Annotated in this window: 21 protein-coding genes and 6 tRNA genes; 9 read left to right on the top strand and 18 right to left on the bottom strand. The window is 71.3% G+C overall.

Features of this window, described 5'->3' with window-relative positions; genetic code table 11:
- Nucleotides 1-41: 41 nt before the first annotated feature.
- The 7 genes from PV419_RS23620 to PV419_RS23590 form a co-directional block, all read right to left on the bottom strand.
- On the bottom strand, nt 42-2,783 hold the full coding sequence (locus PV419_RS23620) for a Tat pathway signal sequence domain protein (RefSeq protein ID WP_319691949.1): 2,742 nt from the start codon (nt 2,781-2,783) through the stop codon (nt 42-44).
- Nucleotides 2,784-2,976: 193 nt separating this feature from the next.
- Nucleotides 2,977-3,609 carry a DUF624 domain-containing protein gene (locus tag PV419_RS23615; RefSeq protein ID WP_319691947.1) on the bottom strand — a complete coding sequence of 211 codons (633 nt, stop codon included), beginning with the start codon at nt 3,607-3,609 and terminating at the stop codon, nt 2,977-2,979.
- Between the two features lie 11 nt (nt 3,610-3,620).
- Entirely contained in the window at nt 3,621-4,478 is an 858-nt protein-coding gene (locus PV419_RS23610; protein WP_319691945.1) for a carbohydrate ABC transporter permease, read from the bottom strand.
- The gene (locus PV419_RS23605; protein ID WP_319691943.1) at nt 4,475-5,476 is read right to left on the bottom strand and encodes a sugar ABC transporter permease; all 1,002 of its coding nucleotides are present in this window, start codon (nt 5,474-5,476) and stop codon (nt 4,475-4,477) included. Before PV419_RS23605 ends, PV419_RS23610 begins: the two co-directional genes overlap by 4 nt.
- An 11-nt stretch (nt 5,477-5,487) precedes the next feature.
- Nucleotides 5,488-6,768, bottom strand: coding sequence for a sugar ABC transporter substrate-binding protein (locus PV419_RS23600; RefSeq protein WP_319691942.1), 1,281 nt, complete (start codon nt 6,766-6,768; stop codon nt 5,488-5,490).
- Between the two features lie 236 nt (nt 6,769-7,004).
- Nucleotides 7,005-7,076, bottom strand: a tRNA-Val gene (locus PV419_RS23595).
- A 114-nt stretch (nt 7,077-7,190) separates the two neighbouring features.
- Nucleotides 7,191-7,646: a TIGR02611 family protein gene (locus tag PV419_RS23590; RefSeq protein WP_319691940.1), complete on the bottom strand. Its 456-nt coding sequence runs from the start codon at nt 7,644-7,646 to the stop codon at nt 7,191-7,193.
- Between the two features lie 190 nt (nt 7,647-7,836).
- On the opposite strand from PV419_RS23590, the gene PV419_RS23585 reads away from it, so the two are divergent.
- Both PV419_RS23585 and PV419_RS23580 read left to right on the top strand, forming a co-directional pair.
- Entirely contained in the window at nt 7,837-8,250 is a 414-nt protein-coding gene (locus tag PV419_RS23585; protein WP_003959770.1) for an SsgA family sporulation/cell division regulator, read from the top strand.
- Nucleotides 8,251-8,579: 329 nt separating this feature from the next.
- Nucleotides 8,580-9,140, top strand: a complete 561-nt coding sequence (locus PV419_RS23580) for a CGNR zinc finger domain-containing protein (RefSeq protein ID WP_319691938.1) — start codon at nt 8,580-8,582, stop codon at nt 9,138-9,140.
- A gap of 32 nt (nt 9,141-9,172) precedes the next feature.
- Here the strand turns inward: PV419_RS23580 and PV419_RS23575 are convergent, their stop codons facing one another.
- A complete protein-coding gene (locus PV419_RS23575) occupies nt 9,173-9,343 on the bottom strand; it encodes a hypothetical protein (RefSeq protein WP_319691936.1) in 171 nt (56 codons plus the stop codon).
- A 68-nt stretch (nt 9,344-9,411) separates the two neighbouring features.
- Nucleotides 9,412-9,846 carry a hypothetical protein gene (locus PV419_RS23570; RefSeq protein WP_319691934.1) on the bottom strand — a complete coding sequence of 145 codons (435 nt, stop codon included), beginning with the start codon at nt 9,844-9,846 and terminating at the stop codon, nt 9,412-9,414.
- 237 nt (nt 9,847-10,083) lie between these two features.
- On the opposite strand from PV419_RS23570, the gene PV419_RS23565 reads away from it, so the two are divergent.
- Entirely contained in the window at nt 10,084-10,644 is a 561-nt protein-coding gene (locus PV419_RS23565; RefSeq protein WP_319691932.1) for a DsbA family protein, read from the top strand.
- Nucleotides 10,645-10,687: 43 nt separating this feature from the next.
- On the opposite strand, the gene PV419_RS23560 is transcribed toward PV419_RS23565, so the two are convergent.
- From PV419_RS23560 to PV419_RS23550, 3 genes are all read right to left on the bottom strand, one after another.
- A complete protein-coding gene (locus PV419_RS23560; RefSeq protein WP_319691930.1) occupies nt 10,688-11,560 on the bottom strand; it encodes a GNAT family N-acetyltransferase in 873 nt (290 codons plus the stop codon).
- Nucleotides 11,561-11,642: 82 nt separating this feature from the next.
- A complete protein-coding gene (locus PV419_RS23555; RefSeq protein WP_319691928.1) occupies nt 11,643-12,476 on the bottom strand; it encodes an aminodeoxychorismate lyase in 834 nt (277 codons plus the stop codon).
- Nucleotides 12,473-13,531 (bottom strand): chorismate-binding protein, encoded by a 1,059-nt coding sequence (locus tag PV419_RS23550; protein ID WP_319691926.1) that lies wholly within the window; start codon nt 13,529-13,531, stop codon nt 12,473-12,475. The genes PV419_RS23555 and PV419_RS23550 overlap by 4 nt, the downstream gene beginning before the upstream one ends.
- A 183-nt stretch (nt 13,532-13,714) precedes the next feature.
- Between PV419_RS23550 and PV419_RS23545 the strand changes: the two genes are divergently transcribed.
- The 5 genes from PV419_RS23545 to PV419_RS23525 all read left to right on the top strand — a co-directional run bounded on the left by PV419_RS23545 (nt 13,715) and on the right by PV419_RS23525 (nt 14,161).
- Nucleotides 13,715-13,787: transfer RNA gene (locus PV419_RS23545), tRNA-Gly, on the top strand.
- 28 nt (nt 13,788-13,815) lie between these two features.
- A tRNA-Cys gene (locus tag PV419_RS23540) sits at nt 13,816-13,886 on the top strand.
- 1 nt (nt 13,887) lies between these two features.
- Nucleotides 13,888-13,959 (top strand) — tRNA-Val (locus PV419_RS23535).
- A gap of 23 nt (nt 13,960-13,982) precedes the next feature.
- Nucleotides 13,983-14,054, top strand: a tRNA-Val gene (locus PV419_RS23530).
- Between the two features lie 35 nt (nt 14,055-14,089).
- Nucleotides 14,090-14,161: transfer RNA gene (locus PV419_RS23525), tRNA-Val, on the top strand.
- Nucleotides 14,162-14,230: 69 nt separating this feature from the next.
- Here PV419_RS23525 and PV419_RS23520 read toward each other — a convergent pair.
- From PV419_RS23520 to PV419_RS23505, 4 genes are all read right to left on the bottom strand, one after another.
- Complete coding sequence (locus PV419_RS23520; protein ID WP_319691924.1) at nt 14,231-14,512, bottom strand: zf-TFIIB domain-containing protein; 282 nt, start codon at nt 14,510-14,512, stop codon at nt 14,231-14,233.
- 71 nt (nt 14,513-14,583) lie between these two features.
- Complete coding sequence (locus tag PV419_RS23515) at nt 14,584-15,549, bottom strand: phosphotransferase family protein (RefSeq protein ID WP_415925373.1); 966 nt, start codon at nt 15,547-15,549, stop codon at nt 14,584-14,586.
- 194 nt (nt 15,550-15,743) lie between these two features.
- Complete coding sequence (locus PV419_RS23510) at nt 15,744-15,950, bottom strand: hypothetical protein (RefSeq protein WP_319691922.1); 207 nt, start codon at nt 15,948-15,950, stop codon at nt 15,744-15,746.
- A gap of 186 nt (nt 15,951-16,136) precedes the next feature.
- A complete protein-coding gene (locus PV419_RS23505) occupies nt 16,137-16,403 on the bottom strand; it encodes a hypothetical protein (RefSeq protein ID WP_319691920.1) in 267 nt (88 codons plus the stop codon).
- Between the two features lie 253 nt (nt 16,404-16,656).
- Between PV419_RS23505 and PV419_RS23500 the strand changes: the two genes are divergently transcribed.
- On the top strand, nt 16,657-18,159 hold the full coding sequence (locus PV419_RS23500) for a serine/threonine-protein kinase (RefSeq protein ID WP_319691918.1): 1,503 nt from the start codon (nt 16,657-16,659) through the stop codon (nt 18,157-18,159).
- Between the two features lie 77 nt (nt 18,160-18,236).
- Here the strand turns inward: PV419_RS23500 and PV419_RS23495 are convergent, their stop codons facing one another.
- Nucleotides 18,237-19,055 carry an RNA methyltransferase gene (locus PV419_RS23495; protein WP_319691917.1) on the bottom strand — a complete coding sequence of 273 codons (819 nt, stop codon included), beginning with the start codon at nt 19,053-19,055 and terminating at the stop codon, nt 18,237-18,239.
- 53 nt (nt 19,056-19,108) lie between these two features.
- Nucleotides 19,109-20,329 (bottom strand): uroporphyrinogen-III C-methyltransferase, encoded by a 1,221-nt coding sequence (gene cobA / locus PV419_RS23490; RefSeq protein ID WP_319691915.1) that lies wholly within the window; start codon nt 20,327-20,329, stop codon nt 19,109-19,111.
- Nucleotides 20,330-20,363: the final 34 nt, after the last annotated feature.

Raw genomic sequence — 20,363 nt, 5'->3', positions numbered from 1 at the left:
GGCGGCGGGCCGTCGGGCCGTCGGGCGCTCCCCCATCCGGTTCAGCCCGGCAGCTTGTCCCCGATCAGCGCGAGGTTCTGGATCGCGGCCAGCCCGTACTGGGCGGTGGAGTTGGTGCTCACCCAGGCGGCCTCGACTCCGGGCTCCAGCACCTCGGGCCCTTCCAGCTCGACCATCCGCCAGTTGGTCGTGGCGTCGGGGTAGCCGTCGCCCTCGGAGAACTTCTGCCAGGCGCGCTTGATCAGCGCCTCGTCCTCGAGCTGCGCCCCCGCGTAGGCGTCGAGCCGCGAGTGGCCCTGGAAGAGCAGCAGGGAACCGAAGTCCGTGCCGTAGCGGGCCTTCTGCTCGGCCTTGGTGGCGTTGAAGTAGCGGCAGTAGTCCAGCCACGCCTCCTTGAACTCGGGCAGGTCGATGAGGTCGATCAGCTCGGCGCACATCTCGACGAGACCGAAGACCGCGGACAGATGGGAGACGCTGACCTTCGCCTCGGTCTCGACGGCGTACTCGCCGGTGGAGAGGTCGTAGAGCCCGGAGCCCTGGACGAAGCCGTTGGGCTGGGCCGCGATGGTCTCCATGGTGCTGCGCAGCCTGGCCTCGGCCTTCTCCGCCTTGGGGCCGCGCCGCTCCCATTCGGTGAGCCACGCCCCGGCGAGCCCGCTCCAGTCGGTGCCGAAGCCGATGGACAGGGCGTGCGGGTCCGGCTCGTAGTCGGGGTCGGTGCGGACCTTGCGCTGCGGGTCCAGGACGAGGAAGGTCTCGTCGGAGTCGACGAGGGCGCTCATGATGTCGCCGACGCGCTCGTCGGCGGTGAGGTAGTAGTAGGGACGCCGGTAGACGGCGGTGGAGATGCGCTGCTGCTTGGCGCTGTCCGCGAAGTGCTGTACGCCGTGCCGGGTGCCGAGGCCGGCCCATTTTCCGAGGTGGTAGGCGTCCACTTCGCCCGTGTGCCGGGTCATGGCTTCCGCGAACCGGAAGATGTCGGCGCGGCCGGAGCGCAGATAGGCGTACCAGAGCCACAGGTCGGGTGACAGCTCGGAGTTGTCCCAGGCGTAGCCGCCGACGTCGTACCGCCACTGGTGCCGGTCCTCGTCGTAGGTGTGCATGATGTCGCCGTAGTCCCAGAAGCCGTACCAGCGGCGCTGCTCGGCCTGGCCCTTGTGGTAGGTGAAGAGGAAGTCCAGGTGGTTCTCGATCTTCGCCTTGGCGGCGGTCGAGCGGTCCACGGGGGCGAACAGACCGCCGAAGACCTTGGCGCGGACCAGATCGGCGGGTCCGGCGGCCAGTTGCGGCGGGGTGCGCACGGCGGCGGCCTGGGCGACGAGCGTCCCGGCGCTCGGCGTGGCGGCGTTGGCCCAGAACATCAGCTCGCTCGTGCGCGCGATGCCGTACGGGGTGCCGAACTCCGGCTCGTAGTCCTCGTAGGTGATGTTGAGGCCCTCGAGCTGCTCTGCGTAGGTGTCCTGGCCCATACCGTCGTGGTAGAAGCGCAGGTCCATCGGCTGGGCCTCGGGAGACCACAGCCACAGCGTGACCTCGGCCTCGTCGCCCGCCGCGCCCCGGATGTCCAGCTGGGCGGGGAACTTCTCCCAGAAGTCACGCAGCCCGAAGGACAGTCCCCCGCTGACGCCGCCCACATAGCCGAAGCCGCTCGCCCGGCCGCCGCCGCCAGCGGGGATCCAGCCGTGGCCCGGCTTGGTGCGCTTGCGCAGCGTGAAGCCGTCGGCGGACAGCTGGGAGAGGGTGTAGTCGCCCCAGGTGGGGATGAGGTGCAGCCGGGTGGTCACCCGCTGGTCCCAGGTCGCCGGGTCGGGCAGCTTCTCGCCCGTGAACTGGGCCTTGCGGACGGCCGCGCCGGGGTCGCGGCGCAGCCCGGTGATGCCCTTGACCGCCTCGGTCAGAAATCCCTTGCCCTCGCCCGCGATCCGGATGTGCCGGTCGTACGCCTCGTCGCGCATCGGCACGGAGAAGCGCACACCCAGGCCACGGATGAAGTCCTTCTCCTGATCGCCGTCGAAGGTGATGGTGTGGACCATGCGGAAGGAATCGGCGCCCGCGTAGAAGTAGAGCCGGACGCTGAAGGGGAGCCAGCTGCGGCCGCCCTTGCGGTGCTTGCCGTCGATGCGGACGACCGCGCGGACGGGGCCCTTCTGCTCGACCTTGGCGCCGCTGATCTCGCCGTCGAACCGCTCCCACTTGGCGCTGCCGTGGTCGCCGTCGTCGATGTCGCCCTGGCGGAGCAGGACCAGCCGGCCGTCGCGGGCGATCTCGGTGCCGCCGCGGGTGACGGACCGCACCAGCTTCCCGCCGTCCTTGCCGATCACGGCCTTGACCACCCCGGTGTCCACGGTGATCCTGCCGCCGCTCTCGGAGACGGTGATCTTCTTGGCGGGCGCGGCGGGCTCGCCGGCCGCCAGGCGGTACGTCTTGGCTCCGTCGAGCCCCTCCGCCGCCGCGTGCGCGGTCCACTTCAGGGACCCGTCCGGCCAGTAGGCGGTGGCCCAGGTCTGCACGGGCACGTCCTTGCCGTCTGCCGTGGCCAGCGCGAACTTCTGGTCCGCCGGTTGGGCGCCCTTGGGCCAGGGCACGCCGAAGGTGCTGCCCGCGGCCGCTCCCAGGCCGCCGTCCTCCAGCCAGGTGATGTGCACGGGGGCGTCCGCCACCTTGTCAGCCTTGTCAGCGGCCGCGGCCTGCTGGGCGTTGCCGGCGAGCAGCCAGGAGAAGGGGGCCGCGGCGCCGGCGACGGCGGCCGCCTTGAGCACGTTGCGTCGGGGGATCGGAGACATGCGCAACCTTTCAACGGGGGTCAGGTGCATGACATGAATGGCTTGAGGGGGTCGGGCACCCGGTGACCGGGGTCCGGGCCGCCGGGCCGGGCGCCGCGCCTGACAGGCCGACGGGGCCGATGCCAGGCGCGGCCGGACCGCCGTCAGGCGCGGGCGCGCCGCGCGGTCCGGGTTGGCCCGCCTCCGGGGCGCTTCAGCCCCTGTCGACAGCGGCGCGCCCCTTCGACTCAACTGCGACGGCACAGGCCGCGAGGGCGCCGACCGCGGGCGCGGCCAGAGGCAGCAGCTGCCAGGCGGCGACGGTGACCACCGCAAGCCCGCCGACGAGCAGCAGCGACCCGCCCACGTCGGCGCCGAGGCCACGGCGTACGGCGGCCCGGGCCACGGCGGGCCAGTCGAGGCCGGGCCGCCACCGCGCGGCCGTACGCAGCCCGAGCACGATCACCGTGAGCGTCCCCGCCACGCTCACGGCGATCAGCGCCGGCCCGCCGGGCAGGGCCCCGGAGCGGGCCACCCGCAGATCGAAGGCGAGCAGCGCGAGGGCCGCCCACCACAGGAGGGAGAACCGCCAGCCGCTGCGCGTCGCCTCCCGCAGACCCGAAAGGAAGTCCCGCCATGTGGATCGCTCGCCGTCCAGGTGGCGACGCAGATGCGCGCACCCGGCCGCGAAGGCGGGCAGCAGGGTGACCACGGGCAGGGCGGCGAGCACCACCCACACCCCGGTCAGCAGGGACTCGGCGAACACCGAGAAGAGGAACAGCCGCGAGTCCCGCCGCGACGCCCGCTGCCCGGCCGATGATCGCGCGCTCGCCTCCCGTACGTCCATGGCGCCGCCCCTCAGCCCTTCAGCCCGGAGGTCGCCGCGCCCTCGACCAGATAGCGCTGGAAGGCGAGGAAGAACAGCAGCACCGGCGCCAGCGCCACCATCGACATGGCGACCATGCCGCCGTAGTCCGCGACGCTGTCCTGGTCGATGAACATCTTCAGGGCGAGCGAGACCGTGTACTTGTCCTGGGTGTTCAGATAGAGCAGCGGTCCGATGAAGTCGTTCCAGGACCAGATGAAGCTGAAGATCGCGCTGGTGATCAGGGCCGGGCGGCACAGCGGCAGCACGATGTTCCAGTAGATGCGCAGATGGCCGCAGCCGTCGATACGGGCCGCCTCGTCCAGCTCCCTCGGGAGGTTGCGCATGAACTGCATCAGCAGGAAGACGAAGAAGGCGTCCACGGCCAGGTATTTGCCGAGCAGCAGCGGCACAAAGGTGTTGATCAGTTCCAGCTTCTGGAACAGCACATACTGCGGAATGATCAGCACCTGGAAGGGCAGCAGCAACGTGGCGATCATGACCGAGAACAGCAGGTTGCGCCCCGCGAAGCGGATTCTGGCGAAGGCGTAGGCCGCCAGCGAGCAGGAGAACAGCACCCCGACCACCGAACCCACCGCGATGATCAGCGAGTTGTAGAAGAAGCTGGTGATCGGGATGTCGGCGATGCCCTCCGACAGCCGCCGGTAGTTGTCGGTGATGGGGTCGGTGGGCAGCAGCTGCAGACTGCCGATGATCTTGTCCCCGGGCTTGAACGAGGCCCCGATCACCCACACCACGGGGTAGAGGATCACGGCCAGCAGCGCGAGCGCGCCCACGTGCCAGCCCGCGGACCGCGCCCTGCGCCGAGCCACACTGCTCACAGCGGTCACCTGGCGTCCTCCTCGTAGTGCACCCAGCCCCGCTGGGTCTTGAACAGCACCACCGTCACCAGCCCGATGCCGAGCATCAGCATCCACGCCATCGCGGAGGCGTAGCCCATGCGCAGATTGCGGAAGCCCTGCTCGTACAGGTACCAGGTGTAGACCAGCAGCGAGTCCGCGGGACCGCCCGCCCCGGAGCCTCCGGTGCCGCCGATGACCACCGCCGAGGTGAAGACCTGGAACGAGTGGATGAGCTCCAGCAGCAGATTGAAGAAGAGCACCGGAGAGATCATGGGGAGGGTGATGGAACGGAACCGGCGCCAGCGCCCCGCGCCGTCCATCTCCGCGGCCTCGTACAGCTCACGGGGCACCTGCTTGAGCCCGGCCAGGAAGATCACCATCGGGGCGCCGAACTGCCAGACGGTCAGCGTGACGAGCGTGGGCAGCATCCAGTCGGGGTCGCCGATCCAGCCGCCCACGTCCCAGCCGAAGAGATTCATCGACTTGTCGACGATCGCATCGTCCTGGAAGATCGACCGCCACACGATGCCGATGCTCACGCTGGCGCCGATCAGGGACGGGGCGTAGAAGGCCGAGCGGTAGAAGCCCTGCCCCTTACGGGGCTTGACCAGCAGCAGCGCCACGCCGAGCGCGAACAGCAGCTTCAGCGGGGTGCCGATCAGGACGTACTTCACCGTCACGTCGACCGAGGTCCACCACCGGTCGTCCTGGAACATCTCCCGGAAGTTCTTCAGGCCCACCCACTTGGGCGAGTCGAAGAGGTTGTAGTCGGTGAACGCCAGGTAGAGCGAGACGAGCATCGGGCCGAGGGTGAGCAGCAGGATCCCGATGCACCACGGCGTCAGGAAGAGATACCCGGCCAGCGTTTCCCGGCGCCCCCGCCGCCGCGCGAGGGCGGCGGGGGCGGAGTGCGGGGCCGCGGCCTCCCGCGGCGCGGGATCCTCGCGTGTGAGATCGTCCGCCGCAGGGGTCTTGATCGGGGTCACGGGAGATCTCCTCAGGAGCCGAGCGCGGTCTTCGCCTCGCTGAAGAACTGGTCGACGGCGTCGTCCACCGAGGTTTTGCCCTGCGAGACCTGGCCGTAGATGCGCAGGAAGGCGGCCTCGGCGACATCCGCGCCGGCGGGGTGCGGAGTGATCGGCTCCAGCTTGTCGGTGACGCTCTCCTCGTACTGGGCGATCTTGGCGTTCACACCGGTGGGCTTGAACGCCTTGTACTGCGCGTTGGTGGGCAGCACCCCGCGGTTGTAGCCCATGATCTTGCCGACCTCGGGGTCATGGGTCATGAAGTCGATGAACTTCGCGACTTCCTTGGGGTGTTGGGTGCGCGCGGAGCCGCTCAGCATCAGGGAGGAGAGGTACTGCCCGGTCTTCTTCCCGTCCAGGGTCGGGATCGGGCCGAGGTCGAGCTCGGTCTTGGTCTCGGCCGCGAAGCGGACCAGGAAGTTGTCCCAGGTGAACTCGGAGGCGGCGAGATCGGCGCTGATCGTGGCCTTGGGCTTGACCTGCTCGGCCTTCTTGGCCGGCACCACCACGCCGTCCTTGTTCTTCCCGTACCAGTCGCCCCACCACTTCTTGAGGTCGGCCTCGGTGAAGCCGAGCTTCTTGTCCTCGGTGAAGAAGGCCTTGCCCTCCTGGCGCAGATACAGGTCGTAGAGGTACATCACCCCGCCGTTGTCGCTGGCGCCGTACAGGTCCCCCTTGCCTTCGCTGACCTTCTTGGCAGCGGAGAAGAACTGGTCCCAGGTCCAGCCGTCCTTGGGGGTCACCCCGATCTTCTTGAACTCCGCGGGGTTGTAGAACAGGGCGAAGGTGTTGGCGCCGACCGGCACGCCGTAGAGCTTGCCGTCCACCTCGCCGGCCTTCTCCAGACCGGCCCGGAAGTCCTTCATGCTCAGGTTCCCGGCCTTCACCTGCTGGTTCAGGTCGAGCAGGATGTTCTTCTCGCCGTACTTGCGCAGGAACGCGACCGAGTTCTGGAAGACGTCGGGCGGGTTTCCGCCGGCGGCCTGGGTATTGAACTTGCTCCAGAAGTCGGCGTACTCGGCGAAGTCCGTCTTCACCTTGATCTTCGGATACTTCTTCTCAAACAGCTTGACCGTCTTCTGGATCAGCTCGGCGCGGTCCTTCGCACCCCACCAGGAGTAGCGGATGGTCACCGTGCCATCGCCCGAGCCTCCGCTGTTCCCACCGCATCCCGAGGCCAGCAGCCCCAGCCCGAGCAGGCCCACCGCGGCCGCTCGCAGCGTTCTGCTCCCTCGCACCCATCGAGCACTCATGAGACGCCCCTCCCGGGCAGGTCGTCCGACTGCCCAACGACCTTGACACCAACGATCCTTGAAACGTTTTAGGCAAGCGCTTGCTGGGCTAAGTTATGGACCTACTCGACGGACGTCAACGGTTCAGACAGGATCGATTGAAGCGCTTCACCGAAAGCATCCCGATCCGGTCGTCACTGCGCGTAACAACACCGAGGGCCCGGAGGCATCAAGCCTCCGGGCCCTCGGTTCCAGGGTGGGCGATACTGGGTTCGAACCAGTGACCTCTTCGGTGTGAACGAAGCGCTCTCCCACTGAGCTAATCGCCCCTGCGCACGCACAACATTAGCGCATGCCGCACCGTGCCCATGACCGGTGACGCAAGCCATGCACGGGCCGCGCCCATGGCCAGCCGCATCCACACCCCAGGGCGACCGCGACCGTCACTCCTTGATCTTCCAGGGCATGACGATCCCGAACTTCCACACATACACCGCCACCGCCGCGGCGCAGATCACCACGGCGATCGCGGTCAGGATGAGATTCCGTTTGCGCACCCGGGGGTCGAGGGCGCGCTGCGCCGCCTCCGTGACCTTCCGCTTGGTCCAGCGCAGCACCAACTGGGCCCAGACGAACTCGGTGCCCCAGATCGCCATGCCGGCGAAAATCACCAGCCATCCCGGACCCGGCAGCGGCAGCATGATGATGCCGATGACCACCACCGCGAGCCCGACGAGGAACACCCCGACCTGCCAGCTCACATGCAGCGCCCGGGACCTCTGGATGAACTGCGGCGCCCGTGAGCCGAGAGCCGGCTCATCGGAGGCGCTCTCCCCCGCCGCGGCCCGGGAGGCCGCCGATTCGGCGACTTCCTGCCGCTCGTCACTCTCCGCGTTCATGTGACCCAACTTACCTGATCGGAAAGAGTCACCGGAATGGCGGTACCGGCCGCCCGGAGACTCCGCTGCTAGAGCTACTAGAAGGCCCACAAAACGGGCAGAGGGGTTTACAACGGCACCGTAGGTGGCATGTCGATTTCGCCGACGTGCGAATCCCCGAGCGCACACTGAGCGAAAGGCCCTGGCGCTTATGAACACCACGGTCAGCTGCGAGCTGCACCTGCGCCTCGTTGTGTCGAGCGAGTCCTCACTGCCTGTACCCGCGGGCCTGCGGTACGACACGGCCGATCCCTACGCCGTGCACGCCACCTTCCACACCGGAGCCGAAGAGACGGTCGAATGGGTCTTCGCCCGCGACCTGCTCGCCGAGGGCCTGCACCGGCCCACAGGCACCGGCGACGTCCGCGTGTGGCCGTCCCGCAGCCATGGGCAGGGCGTCGTCTGCATCGCCCTGAGCTCCCCGGAGGGAGAGGCTCTACTCGAAGCCCCGGCGCGGGCCCTGGAGTCGTTCCTGAAGCGGACCGACGCCGCGGTGCCACCCGGCACCGAGCATCGTCATTTCGACCTCGACACGGAGCTCTCCCACATCCTGGCGGAGAGCTGAGCCCCGGCGAGCGCTGAGCGCGGCCGTCCGACTCGGGGAGACGGCGCGAGCCCGGCCGCGGCTTCAAGGCAGCGACATCAACGGCATGACAACGGCATATGGCAGGCGACGGTGCCGTCGCCGCGGAGTGGTCCGCGGCGGCGGCACCGTCGTGTCGTACGGCGATCACCGGTTGTCACGCGTCACCGATTGCCAGTGGTCACCAGTTGTCATGGGTGGTTGTCACACGGGCCGTAGTTGTCACACATGTGGGTGAACGCCGCTAGAGTCGGTCAGATCGAAGGGCAGGCGAGAGCACGCCTCCGATCCGGCCGGCCAGGGAGCCAACCGTGCTGATCAACCACGACACCCGGTGCGCGCTCGACGCGGTCGTCGCTCTGGTGAACACCACGCCCGAGGGCGAGGGCCCGGACGGCCTCGCGGATGTCGCCGCGCTGCGCCGCTTCGTGGCGCAGCACGCCATCAGCGATGTCGGCACGCTCGGGGAGCGGGACCTGAAGGCCGTACGGGCGGTGCGCGCCCGATTCGCCGAGGTCTTCGCCGCGTCCGATTACCGGCGCGCCGCCGAGTTGCTCAACGCGATGGTCGCCGCGGCCGGAACCACGCCCCGGCTCACCGACCACGACGGCTACGACTGGCATGTGCACTACTTCGCCCCGGGGGCGTCCCTGGCCGAGCACCTCGCCGCCGATGGCGGCATGGCGCTGGCGTTCCTCGTGGAGGCGGGCGAGTTGGAGCGGCTGCGGCGCTGCGAGGCGCCGGACTGCGGACACGCCTTCGTCGACCTCTCGCGCAATCGCTCACGACGCTACTGCGACAGCCGCACCTGCGGGAATCGCCTGCATGTGGCCGCCTATCGCGCCCGGCGCCGGGAAGCGGCCACGGGCTGAGACCGCGCCGGCGGTGGCGGCGGCGGTGCCGGTCACCACCGGTAGAGGTCGTGGACGGCGGTGACGACGAGCAAGGTGCCTATGATCGCGAGGAAGAGCATCAGCGGTGGCTGGGAGAGGGCGAAAAGACAGCCTCGCGGCTTCTCGCTCGGCGGTGCAGGGGGTCCTTCGATAGGGGATCGCTCCCCGGGTGATTGCAGCATCTCGCGGAAGATCATGGCGCAGGGGAACCCCACCTGCGACCGGAGAGCTGTTATTGACCGGTTGGGCGTCAGATTCCGTGCTTTTTGAGAATGGCCTCGATATCCGAGAAGTCGTCCGTGCCCGAGCTGCCTCCGGACTTGGCCGCGCCCCTGGCTCCCCGCGACCGGCCGCCCGCGCCGAGCGCGGGAGCCGGGGTCCCGCCCCGCTCCGCGGCCGCGGCCGCGCGCCGCTCCTTGCGGGTGCCACCGCCCCGGCGCTCCACCGCCCGGCCCACCACGAACAGCAGCCAGGACAGGCCGAGCACCCCGAAGCCCAGCCAGACGCTCGGCTTGAAGACCAGGTCGGCGATCCAGTCCAGAACGCCCGTCATCGCCAGGCCCACCGGCAGCAGCGCGTAGGCGGCGATGCGGGTCGCGGCCAGGAAACGCTTGCGGTACGCCGTCACAAAGGCGACAGCGAGGCCCGCCGCGGACGCCGCGGCGCAGACGGTGTCGGTCAGCATCGAGGTCCTCCTGGCGGTCGGATACCGGGGATCAGGTCCCGGGTATCCATCGTGCACCCTCACGGCGGCATGCCGACCATCCCGCGGACGAGGATCAGGGACATCTCCGGGGACCGGCTCCTCCCCTGGGCCGAGCCCGCGTCCGCCGGGTCACGTCCCCGCGGTGGCCCTCCCGGGCCGAGGCAGGCGCCCGGTGCTGATTCGGAGGACGCGGCTCCGGGCTGGAAGACTGGCCCCATGAGCGACCCCCAGCCTGCCCGCCCCTCCCCCGGCGCCGACCCCGGCGAAGGCGCCGAGGCCCACCGCGCCGAGCCCGCCGTGCTCGATGTGTGGTGCGAGCTCCAGTGCCCCGACTGCCGAAGCTCGCTGACCGATCTGCACGCGCTGCGCGCCCGCTACGGCGACGCCCTGGAGATTCGCATACGGCATTTCCCGCTGGAGAGGCACAAGCACGCCCACGCGGCCGCCCAGGCCCTCGAGGAGGCCATGGTGCAGAGCCGTGGCTGGCCGTACGCCGAGGCCGTCCTGGCCCGCGCCGAGGAGCTGAGCGCGCGCGGCGAGGTGCTGCTGGTGGAGGTCGCGCGGGAGCTGGGTCTTGACGCCGAGGAGATGGACACCGCCCTGATCGACGGACGGCACATCCTGATCGTGGACGCGGACCAGGCCGAGGGCAAGGCGATCGGGGTGACCGGCACCCCGACGTATGTGATCGGCGGCGAGCGGCTGGACGGCGGAAAGAGCCAGGAGGGCCTGCGCGAGCGCATCGAGGCGATCGCCGACCGGCTGCTCGCCGGGTGAGCCGACGTCCGGGCCGGGCGCCGGCAGCCGGTGCCCCCGGGGCTCAGAGCAGCTGCTTGAAGAGGTGGTACTGGGTCGGTCGGTAGCCGAGCGACTCGTACAGCCGCAGCGCCGGGGCGTTGCCGCCGAAGACGTGCAGCCCGATCGTGCGGGCCCCCGCCGTCAGGCTGTCGCGCTCGGCGGCCAGCATGAGGGTGCGGCCGTGACCGCGTCCGCGGTACTCCTCGGCGACCTCGACGGCGTAGACGTACGCCTCCGGGGGGCCGTCGGCGGTTCCTGTCCCCGCCGCCTCTGTCCCCGCCGCCTCCTCGGGGCGTATCGCCACCCATACGGTGCCCACGTCCGTGCCGCCGTGGGCGAGGACGCGCAGCAGGGTGCCGGGCGTCGCGGGACCGTCCGGCAGCAGGGTCGCGTAGGCGCTGTCCGCCTTGGCCCGGGCCGCCCCTTCGGCCACCCCTCGGTCCATCCAGTCGCGGATGTAGCCGGCTCGCTCGTGTTCGAACCAGGCGGGGTACTCCGCCTCCCCCATGTTCCGCACTTCGCTGCCCGGCGGCAGCTCGGGCGCCTCGGACAGCTCCTTGACCATGTTGCGGCCGCGCTCGCCGAAGCCGAGCGCGCCCGCGAGCCCGAGCCCGGTCGTGGCCTGCGCCGGAACGCTCACCGCCACCTGCGTACAGCCCCAGCCGCGCAGCACCTCCTCGGCGGCCAGCGCGGCGACCGTGCCCCGGCCGCGGTGCCGGTCCGGCTCGTCGATGTCCAGCCGCTCGATCCGCCCGACCTCCGAGCCCAGCCGTTCGTCGGTGGTGAGGTCGAGCGAGCCGACGGGGCGGCCGTTGACGCACACCTCGTACGAGCGGGCCCGCCCGCCCCACTCGGTGCGCTGTTCCGGCCCGGTGGGCCGCAGGGTGGTGGTCACGATGGTGTTCTACCTGGCTCGCCGACGATCGTCACCATCTTTTCCGGCTCAGGAATCGGGTCGGCTCAGGAATCGGGTCGGCTCAGGGATCGAGGTCGTCCGCCGCCCGCTCGGTGAAGATCCGCATCGCCTCCGCGGTGACCGGGCCCGGCGCGCCCGGCAGCGGCCGGTCGTCCAGCCGGTGGACGGCCTGGACGTCCCGGGTGGTGGAGGTCAGGAAGATCTCCTCCGCCCGCTCCAGTGCGTCGAAGGGCAGATCGGTCTCCTTCGCCCCCACCCAGTCGAGCACCAGTTGCCGCGTGATGCCCGCGAGACAGCCGGAAGCCAGCGGCGGGGTGTGCAGCTCCCCGTCGAGGACCACGAAGACATTGGACCCGGTGCCCTCGCACAGCCGCCCGACCGTGTTGCCGAACAGCGCCTCGCTCGCGCCGTGCTCCCGCGCCCGGGCGAGCGCCACGACGTTCTCGCCGTAAGAGGTGGTCTTCAGGCCGGCCAGCGCCCCGCGCTCGTTGCGGGTCCACGGGACGGTGACCACCGCCGTCGTATCGGGCCGCCGCTCGGTCTCGACGAGCGCGACGACCAGCGTGGGGCCTGCCGTGCCCCGGTCGGAGCCGAGGGGTGAGACCCCTCCCGTGTAGGTGATCCGCAACCGCCCGAGCGGCAGCTCGCTCCGGCCGGCTCGCAGCACCGCCTCGCAGCCGCGCCGCACCTCGTCCAGGTCCGGTTCCGGCAGCCCGAGGCCACGGGCCGAGCCGGCCAGCCGGTGCAGATGGCGGGTGAGCGCGAAGGCGCGGCCACAGACCGCCTTGACCGTCTCGAAGACTCCGTCGCCGACCGTCAGCCCATGGTCGAAGACGGACACCTGTGCGCTGTCGGCCTCGCGCAGCGAACCGTCGAGCCAGATGGTGAGCGTCATGGTGCGATGCCTCCCGTCGGCTGGTATGTCCCCGACGCTACCTTGAGCAACCGGGAGGCCTTGAGTTCGGTTTCGTCCCATTCGCGCTCCGGGTCGGAGCCCCAGGTGATGCCCGCCCCGGTGCCGAAGCGCAGCGCGGGGCCGCCGACGGCCGCGCGGTCGATCCAGAAGGTGCGTATCCCCACCGCCAGCTCGGCGGTGCCGCGGTCGGCGTCCACCCAGCCGATGCCTCCGCAGTACGGACCGCGCGGCGCCGTCTCCAGCTCCTCGATGATGCGCAGCGCGCTGGACTTGGGCGCCCCGGTGACGGACCCGGGCGGAAAGGCCGCCGCGAACAGCTCCGGCCAGCCCGCGCCGGCCGGCAGCTCGCCGCGCACGGTGGAGACGAGGTGGACCAGCCCGGGGTGCGGCTCGACCGTGCACAGCGCGGGGACGGTCACCGACCCGGTGGCGCAGACCCGCCCCAGGTCGTTGCGGACCAGGTCCACGATCATCACGTTCTCGGCGTGGTCCTTGTCCAGCAGGTCCGCCGCTTCGCGCCCGGTGCCCTTGATCGGGCCGGATTCGACGGCCCGCCCGTCCCGCCGCAAAAACAGCTCGGGCGAGGCCGTGGCGACCTCCACGCCATGAGCGGGCAGGCGGACGGTGCCGGCGTACGGGGCGGGGTTGCCCAGGGCCAGCAGCGCGCTCAGCTCGTCCACATCGGCGCGGTCGGGATCGGGCAGCGGAGCCGACAGCACCCGGCACAGGTTCGCCTGGTACACCTCGCCCGCCGCGATCCACCGCCGGATGCGCCGTACGCCCTCGGTGTAGGCGGCGTGGTCCAGCGACGAGGTCCAGTCCTCGGGGGCCGGACCGGACCACCGGCCGGGTGCCGGGGCCGGCACGGGCCCGGGCCGTACGTCCGCGAAGCGGGCGCAGACCAGACCGCCCTCGAAGTCGGCGACCACCGCCCAGAAGCCCTTCGACTCCAGGGCCGCGGGGTCGCTGGTCACATCACGCAGATCGGTGGCAACGAGGCCGCCGAAGCGGGCGAGAGGAGGCAGCTCGTACACGGTGGCGAGTCTATGGCGGGCGCCTCGGTGGCGTGGCGGGAGGGCATACCGACCGCGGGCTACTGCGGCACGCTGCGGAAACGGAGGGAGCACGGTGCGCAAACGGAATTTGAGCTGGCCCCGGAATCCGCTAGAGTTCAACACGTCGCCGGGACGCGGGAGCGCCCCGGAGGAACGACACCTGCGGACGTGGCTCAGTTGGTAGAGCATCACCTTGCCAAGGTGAGGGTCGCGAGTTCGAATCTCGTCGTCCGCTCGGAGTGGGGGTTTCGGCCCCTGCGTCTGGTGGAGTGGCCGAGAGGCGAGGCAACGGCCTGCAAAGCCGTCTACACGGGTTCAAATCCCGTCTCCACCTCGGACGATTAGCTCAGCGGGAGAGCGCTTCCCTGACACGGAAGAGGTCACTGGTTCAATCCCAGTATCGTCCACTCGGGCCCTTGCGGGCCCACTCGCGCGATTAGCTCAGCGGGAGAGCGCTTCCCTGACACGGAAGAGGTCACTGGTTCAATCCCAGTATCGCGCACACTGTGGTTCTGCGATCTTCGTCGTGGTTCCCCAGGACGATTAGCTCAGCGGGAGAGCGCTTCCCTGACACGGAAGAGGTCACTGGTTCAATCCCAGTATCGTCCACATGATCGGCCGAGGGCCGGGGCATCTCGCCCCGGCCCTCAGTCGTATGCGCCCAGAGGCCGTGTGCGCTCAGGAGGAGAAAAGCATGTGCCCGAAGCCGCGGTGATGCTTGTTGTGCCCGTGGTGCCCGTGCTGCGGGGCGCCCCAGGCAGGGGCGGCCGGGTACGCCTGAGCGGCCGGCGGTGCCGGGGGCGCGGGCGGAGCCTGCGTGGACCACTGCGACTCGAGCCGGGTCAGTGCCTCCAACTCCCCGTAGTCCAGGAAGATCCCCCGGCAGCCGCTGCACTGCTCTATCTGGACACCATTGCGGTTGTACGTGTGCATCGACGCATGGCACTTGGGACACTGCATGGTCCGCTCAACTCCTCAACTTTCAGACAAAAGCGCTGCCGGAACGGCCGTCCGGCGGCGTTGACTTCACCCTACGCTCCGGCAAGCCGCGCGATGCGCATACAGGCCTCCACCATCAACTCCTCCGCCTCGTCCAACGGGTGCCCCTCCCCCGCCGCCTTGGCGAGCGCCAGCGCGGAGATCTGCACGGTCAGCGCGCGTGCGGGCACATCCAGCCGCGTCCACGGGTCCTCTTCGCAGTCCCGTACGGCCGGGCCGCCCGCCGCGCGGTACGCCCCCAGGAAGCGCTCCCAGTCGTCCGGGGGGAGCAGCCCGGCGGCGAACCAGGCGGCGGGGCGGGCGAGGTCCCACGCGGGGTCGCCGAGGCCGAGGTCGTCGACGTCGATGAGCAGCCAGCGCATGGCGTACCTCACCAACTGGCCCAGGTGGAGATCGCCGTGGCACAACGCGCCGCCCTGCGGCGCCGGCCCCTCGCCCCGGACCCAGCCGGGCAACGCGCCCCACGCCCGCAGCACGGCCTCGACGGCCGCCCCCGGGCCGACGGCGGCGGCGCGCCCGACGGCCCCCGCTCCGGCGCTCGCGCGCAGCCGGGCGATGGCGCGGGCGGCCTTGGCGGGGCCGCGCATCGGCGGCAGCCGGCCGGGCAGTGCGGCGGGCTCCACGGCGTGCAGCCGTGCCAGCAGCGCCCCGGCCTCCGCCCACGGCGCGGCCTCCGGGTGCTCGGGCGACACCGGCTCCCCGTACGGCCACAGGGTCACCACCCGCCCTCCGGGCAGCACCTCGGGCCCGCCCAGCGGCGGCAGCAGGATGCCGGCACACCTCGGGTGCCCGGCCACCCGCACCCTGACGGCCAGCTCACCGGGGCCCGCGTCGGGGTCGTGCGCCTTCGCGACGACCGAACCGTGGCGTATGACGGTGGCGTCGTGGCGGTCCGCCAACACGGTCGCCTCGCCAACGGGTCCGTGATGCGATGCGGACCGGTGGTGGACGACATCGAGCAGCTGCGGGACGACGTCCTCCCGTACGGTTCCGCTCACGGCTTCCCATCTCGCAAACGCGGTGGCCCTTCCGAAATGGATCCTAGTGCCGCGTCAGCCAAGGGCCCTGAACGGCGCGATGCCCGGACAGCTCCCCAGCTGTCCGGGCACTCGTGCCGTCCGCCGCACCCCCGTCCCCACGGGGCTGATGACAGGATGTCCCCGCCCGGGCCGCTCTCCCGGGCCAGGGGCGCTCAGCGCCCCAGCATTCCCGCCACGGACGACGCCTGTGTGACGACGGCCTCCCAGCCGCCGAACACGATGGCCAGGAGAGCGGCCGGCGGCAGCGCCATCGCCGCCGCGACCACAGGGTGACGCGTGCCGGACCGCTGGTCGCCGAACACATCCGCCGCGCGGTGCCCGCGCGCTCGGGTGGCCGTACCTCCAGCCGGATCCACCATCGTCCCTCTCCTGTCACATCTGGGGCGGCGAGCGTCTGACCTCGGGGGACGAGTGCTGCGCCCGCCGCTTGACCCCAACATTAGGCGCGGGGACCGGGGACGGCGTCATGCCTTCGTATCGATGCCGGGCCTCCCGGAGGATGACGTCCCGCGCGGGCGACTACTCCCCTGGGTGGAGACCCGGCGTCAGGACTTGGGGTCTTCCCGGAGGGGGCTCTCCTCGCGCTCCCCGTCGTCGATCCGCGGCACCGGCTGCTCGACCAGCGCCAGCACCCTGTTGGCCATGAAGCGGGCGGTGCGGACCACCGAGCCGCTCCGGGTGACTTCGCTCACTTCCACCACGCCTCGACGCACCGCCGTCTCCACCCTGCGGCCCGCCCGGCTCGCCACCACTTCATATGTCCGCGTCGTGTCGCCGGCGTCCACGACTATCTCCACACGATCACCCTTCACGGGCTCAATCCCCCTTCTGCGACGGTCCCTTGAGATCTCGCATCGTGGACCGGAGCGCGGATTGCCGCGATTCCGCCCCACTTCTCCAAGGATTCCACCCACCACTGACAATCCATCTGCCGACGCATGCGCGGCCTCTCAGCGCGCCGGGCCGTCAATCCGTAAGCTGTGCACGTCAGACGGCGGCAGCGGATGGGGCCTCCCCGCCAGGGGTACTGGGCAGGGGCCTACCCACCGGAGGTAGGGGACGGACATGGCGATGATGCGGCTCCGGCGCGAGGACCCGCGTGTCGTCGGCTCCTTCCGGCTTCACCGGCGGCTCGGCGCGGGCGGCATGGGGGTGGTCTACCTCGGCTCCGACCGGCGCGGGCAGCGCGTGGCGCTGAAGGTGATCCGGCCGGATCTGGCCGAGGACCGCGAGTTCAGATCCCGGTTCGCCCGCGAGGTCTCGGCCGCGCGGCGGATCCGCGGGGGCTGTACGGCGCGGCTGGTGGCCGCCGACCTGGAAGCCGACCGGCCGTGGTTCGCGACGCAGTACGTACCCGGGCCGTCCCTGCACGACAAGGTGAACGAAGAGGGCCCGCTGCCCGCCGCGCAGGTCGCCGCCATCGGGTCGGCGCTGGCCGAGGGCCTGTTGGCGGTGCACGAGGCGGGCGTGGTGCACCGGGACCTCAAGCCGTCGAACATCCTCCTGTCGCCCAAGGGCCCGCGGATCATCGACTTCGGCATCGCCTGGGCGACCGGGGCCAGCACGCTGACGCACGTCGGCACGGCGGTCGGCTCCCCCGGCTTTCTCGCGCCCGAGCAGGTGCGCGGGGCGACGGTGACCCCCGCGACCGACGTCTTCGCGCTGGGCGCGACCCTCGCCTACACCTCGATGGCGGACTCCCCGTTCGGACAGGGGAGTTCCGAGGTGATGCTCTACCGCGTGGTGCACGAGGAGCCGCATTTGGCCGGGGTGCCGGACGCGCTGGCGCCGCTGCTCCACGCGTGTCTCGCTAAGGACCCCGAGGACCGGCCGAGCACGCTGCAGCTGTCCCTGCGTCTGAAGGAGATCGCGGCGCGGGAGGCGCACGGGCACGGGGGGCACGGACATGGGAGCCCCGAGCGTGGGCACGGGGGGCACGGTGGTCTTGGTGGGCACTCCGGCCCGGGTGGGCACGGAGGGCTTGGCCCCGCTGGGTCCGGGCAGTCCGACGGGCACCACTCCGGAGGTCAGCATCCGGGAGGTCAGCATTCAGGGGGCCACCCGTCCGGCGGGAACCACTCCGGGCCGCGGCAGCCGTCGGAGCGGCTGAGCGGCCGGCGCGCCGACGAGTACGCACGGCAGCGCACGGAGCGGCGCACCGGTGGCACTCCCGCCCCCGCGCCCCGGGCCCAGGCTCCGCGCGCCTCTTCGCCGCGCCCGGGGCCGGGGCCGGGCACGGGGGGCCGTTCGGCCGGGTCAGCCGGGTCCGCCGGGTCCACGGGCCGTAATTCCGGCGCCCGCCCCACCCCCGCGCGACCCCCGGGGCGCAACGGCGGGGCGCGGCCACCCGTCCGTACGCTCCGTACGCCGCCGAACGGACGCCGCCCCATCGGGCCGGACCGTCGGCTGATGCGCCAGCGGCTGATCGTCTTCGTCGTGGTGACGCTGCTGGTCGCGCTGGGCATCGCGGCGGCCCAGGGCTGCGAGGGGCCGCCTTATGGGCTGGGTGCGCCGACGCCCGCGCCCACGACGCCGTCTCAGGGTGCCGCACCGCCGCTGTTCGGCTGAGGCCGGCGGCGCGTGGGTGGTGCGCCTGGGGTGTGCGGGTGGTGCCGGGGGCGGGGCCGCCGTCGCGCGGCTCCCCCTCAGCCCTGCGGGCGGCCCGCCGTGACCGCGTAAAAGGCGACCGCCGCCGCCGCGCCCACGTTGAGGGAGTCGACGCCGTGCGCCATCGGGATGCGCACCCATTCGTCCGCGGCCATCAGGGCCTGCACGGAGAGCCCGTCCCCCTCCGCGCCCAGCATCAGCGCGACGCCCTCGAGGCGGTGCGGGGCTGCGTCGTCGATGGAGGTGGCCTTCTCGTCGGGCGTCAGGGCGAGGATCTTGAAGCCGGCGTGCCGGACCGCTTCGAGACCGCGGGGCCAGGTCTCCAGGCGCGCGTACGGGACGGAGAAGACGGCGCCCATGGAGACCTTGACGGAACGGCGGTAGAGCGGGTCCGCGCAGTCCGGGGAGAGCAGCACCGCGTCCATGCCGAGCGCCGCGGCGCTGCGGAAGATCGCGCCGATGTTGGTGTGGTCGTTGACGGACTCCATGATCGCCACGCGCCGGGCGCCCTCCAGGAGCTGTTCCGCCTCGGGCAGCGGCTTGCGCTGCATGGAGGCGAGGGCGCCCCGGTGGACGTGGTAGCCGGTCACGTGTTCGGCGAGGTCGGGGCTGACCGCGTAGACCGGCGCCGGGACGTCCTCGATGACGTCCCGCATGACGTCGACCCACTTCGCCGACAGCAGCATCGAACGCATCTCGTAACCGGCCTGTCTCGCCCGCCGGATGACCTTCTCGCCCTCGGCGATGAACAGGCCCTCGGCGGGCTCGCGCCTGCGCCGCAGCTCCACATCGGTCAGACCCGTGTAGTCACGCAGCCGCGGGTCATCGGGGTCATCGACGGTGATGAGATCAGCCACAGGGTGATACTGCCTTGTCCTGGAGGTCGTGCCAATGACGCCGACGCGATGCGTTACCGATGGTTACCCGAGGCGAGGGCGGTGACCTCGCCGATCACCACGACCGCCGGCGGCCGCACCCCCTCCGCCACGACCCGTTCCGCCACCGTGGCCAGGGTCGCGTCGACGCGCCGCTGGGTGGCGGTCGTGCCTTCCTGGACGACGGCGACCGGCGTGTCCGCGTCCCGGCCGTGCTCGATGAGCGTCCGGGAGATGGGCCCTATCTTCTCGACGGCCATCAGCAGAACCAGCGTGCCACGGAGCTTCGCCAGGGCCGCCCAGTCCACGAGCGAGCTGGGGTCGGCGGGCGCGACGTGCCCGCTGACCACCGTGAACTCATGAGCGACACCCCGATGGGTCACCGGGATCCCGGCCACGGCAGGCACGCTGATCGCGCTGGTGACGCCCGGCACGACGGTGCACGGAATGCCCGCCTCGGCCAGCGCCTCCGCCTCCTCCATACCGCGCCCGAACACGAACGGGTCGCCGCCCTTGAGCCGCACCACCGCCTTGCCGGCCTTCGCGTGCTCGATCAGCGCGTTGTTGATGGCCTCCTGCGCCATGAAGCGGCCATAGGGGATCTTCGCCGCGTCGATCACCTCGACGTGCGGCGGGAGTTCGTCGAGCAGATCGCGCGGGCCCAGGCGGTCCGCCACGACCACGTCCGCCTCGGCGAGCAGCCGACGGCCGCGCACGGTGATCAGATCCGGGTCGCCGGGGCCGCCGCCGACCAGCGCGACATGGGGCCCGCGGGCGCGGTGCCGGGGCGCGGCGAGAGTGCCGTCACGCAGCCCCTCGACGACGGCGTCCCGCACGGCGGCGGAGCGGCGCGGGTCACGGCCGGTGAGCACGGCGACGGTGACGCCCTCGCTGCGCCCGGTGGCCGGGGTCCAGGCGGTGGACGCCTCGGCGTCGTCGCTGCGTACGCACCACACCCGGCGCGCCTCGGCCTCCGCGGACGCGGCGGCGTTGGCCCCCGGGTCGTCGGTGGTGATCAGGGCGTACCAAGCGCCCTCGAAGTCGCCGTCCTGATACCTGCGGCGTTCCCAGCGCACCTCGCCGGCCTCGGCCATCGCCTCCACGGACGCCGTGGCGGACGGCGAGATCAGCACGATGTCCGCGCCCGCCGCGATCAGCGCCGGCAGTCGGCGCTGGGCGACCTGGCCGGCCCCGAGGACGACGACCCGACGCCCGGACAGGCGCAGTCCCACGGGGTATGCAAAGTTCTCGGACATGGCGATGCGGCTCTCCTCGTGCGAATGCGCTGCC

Origin of the sequence: Streptomyces sp. ME19-01-6, from assembly GCF_033793745.1 — a bacterium.
Classification (GTDB): Bacteria; Actinomycetota; Actinomycetes; order Streptomycetales; family Streptomycetaceae; genus Streptomyces.
The sequence above is the reverse complement of the archived record's forward strand: the minus strand, read 5'-3'. Positions and strand labels throughout refer to the sequence as shown.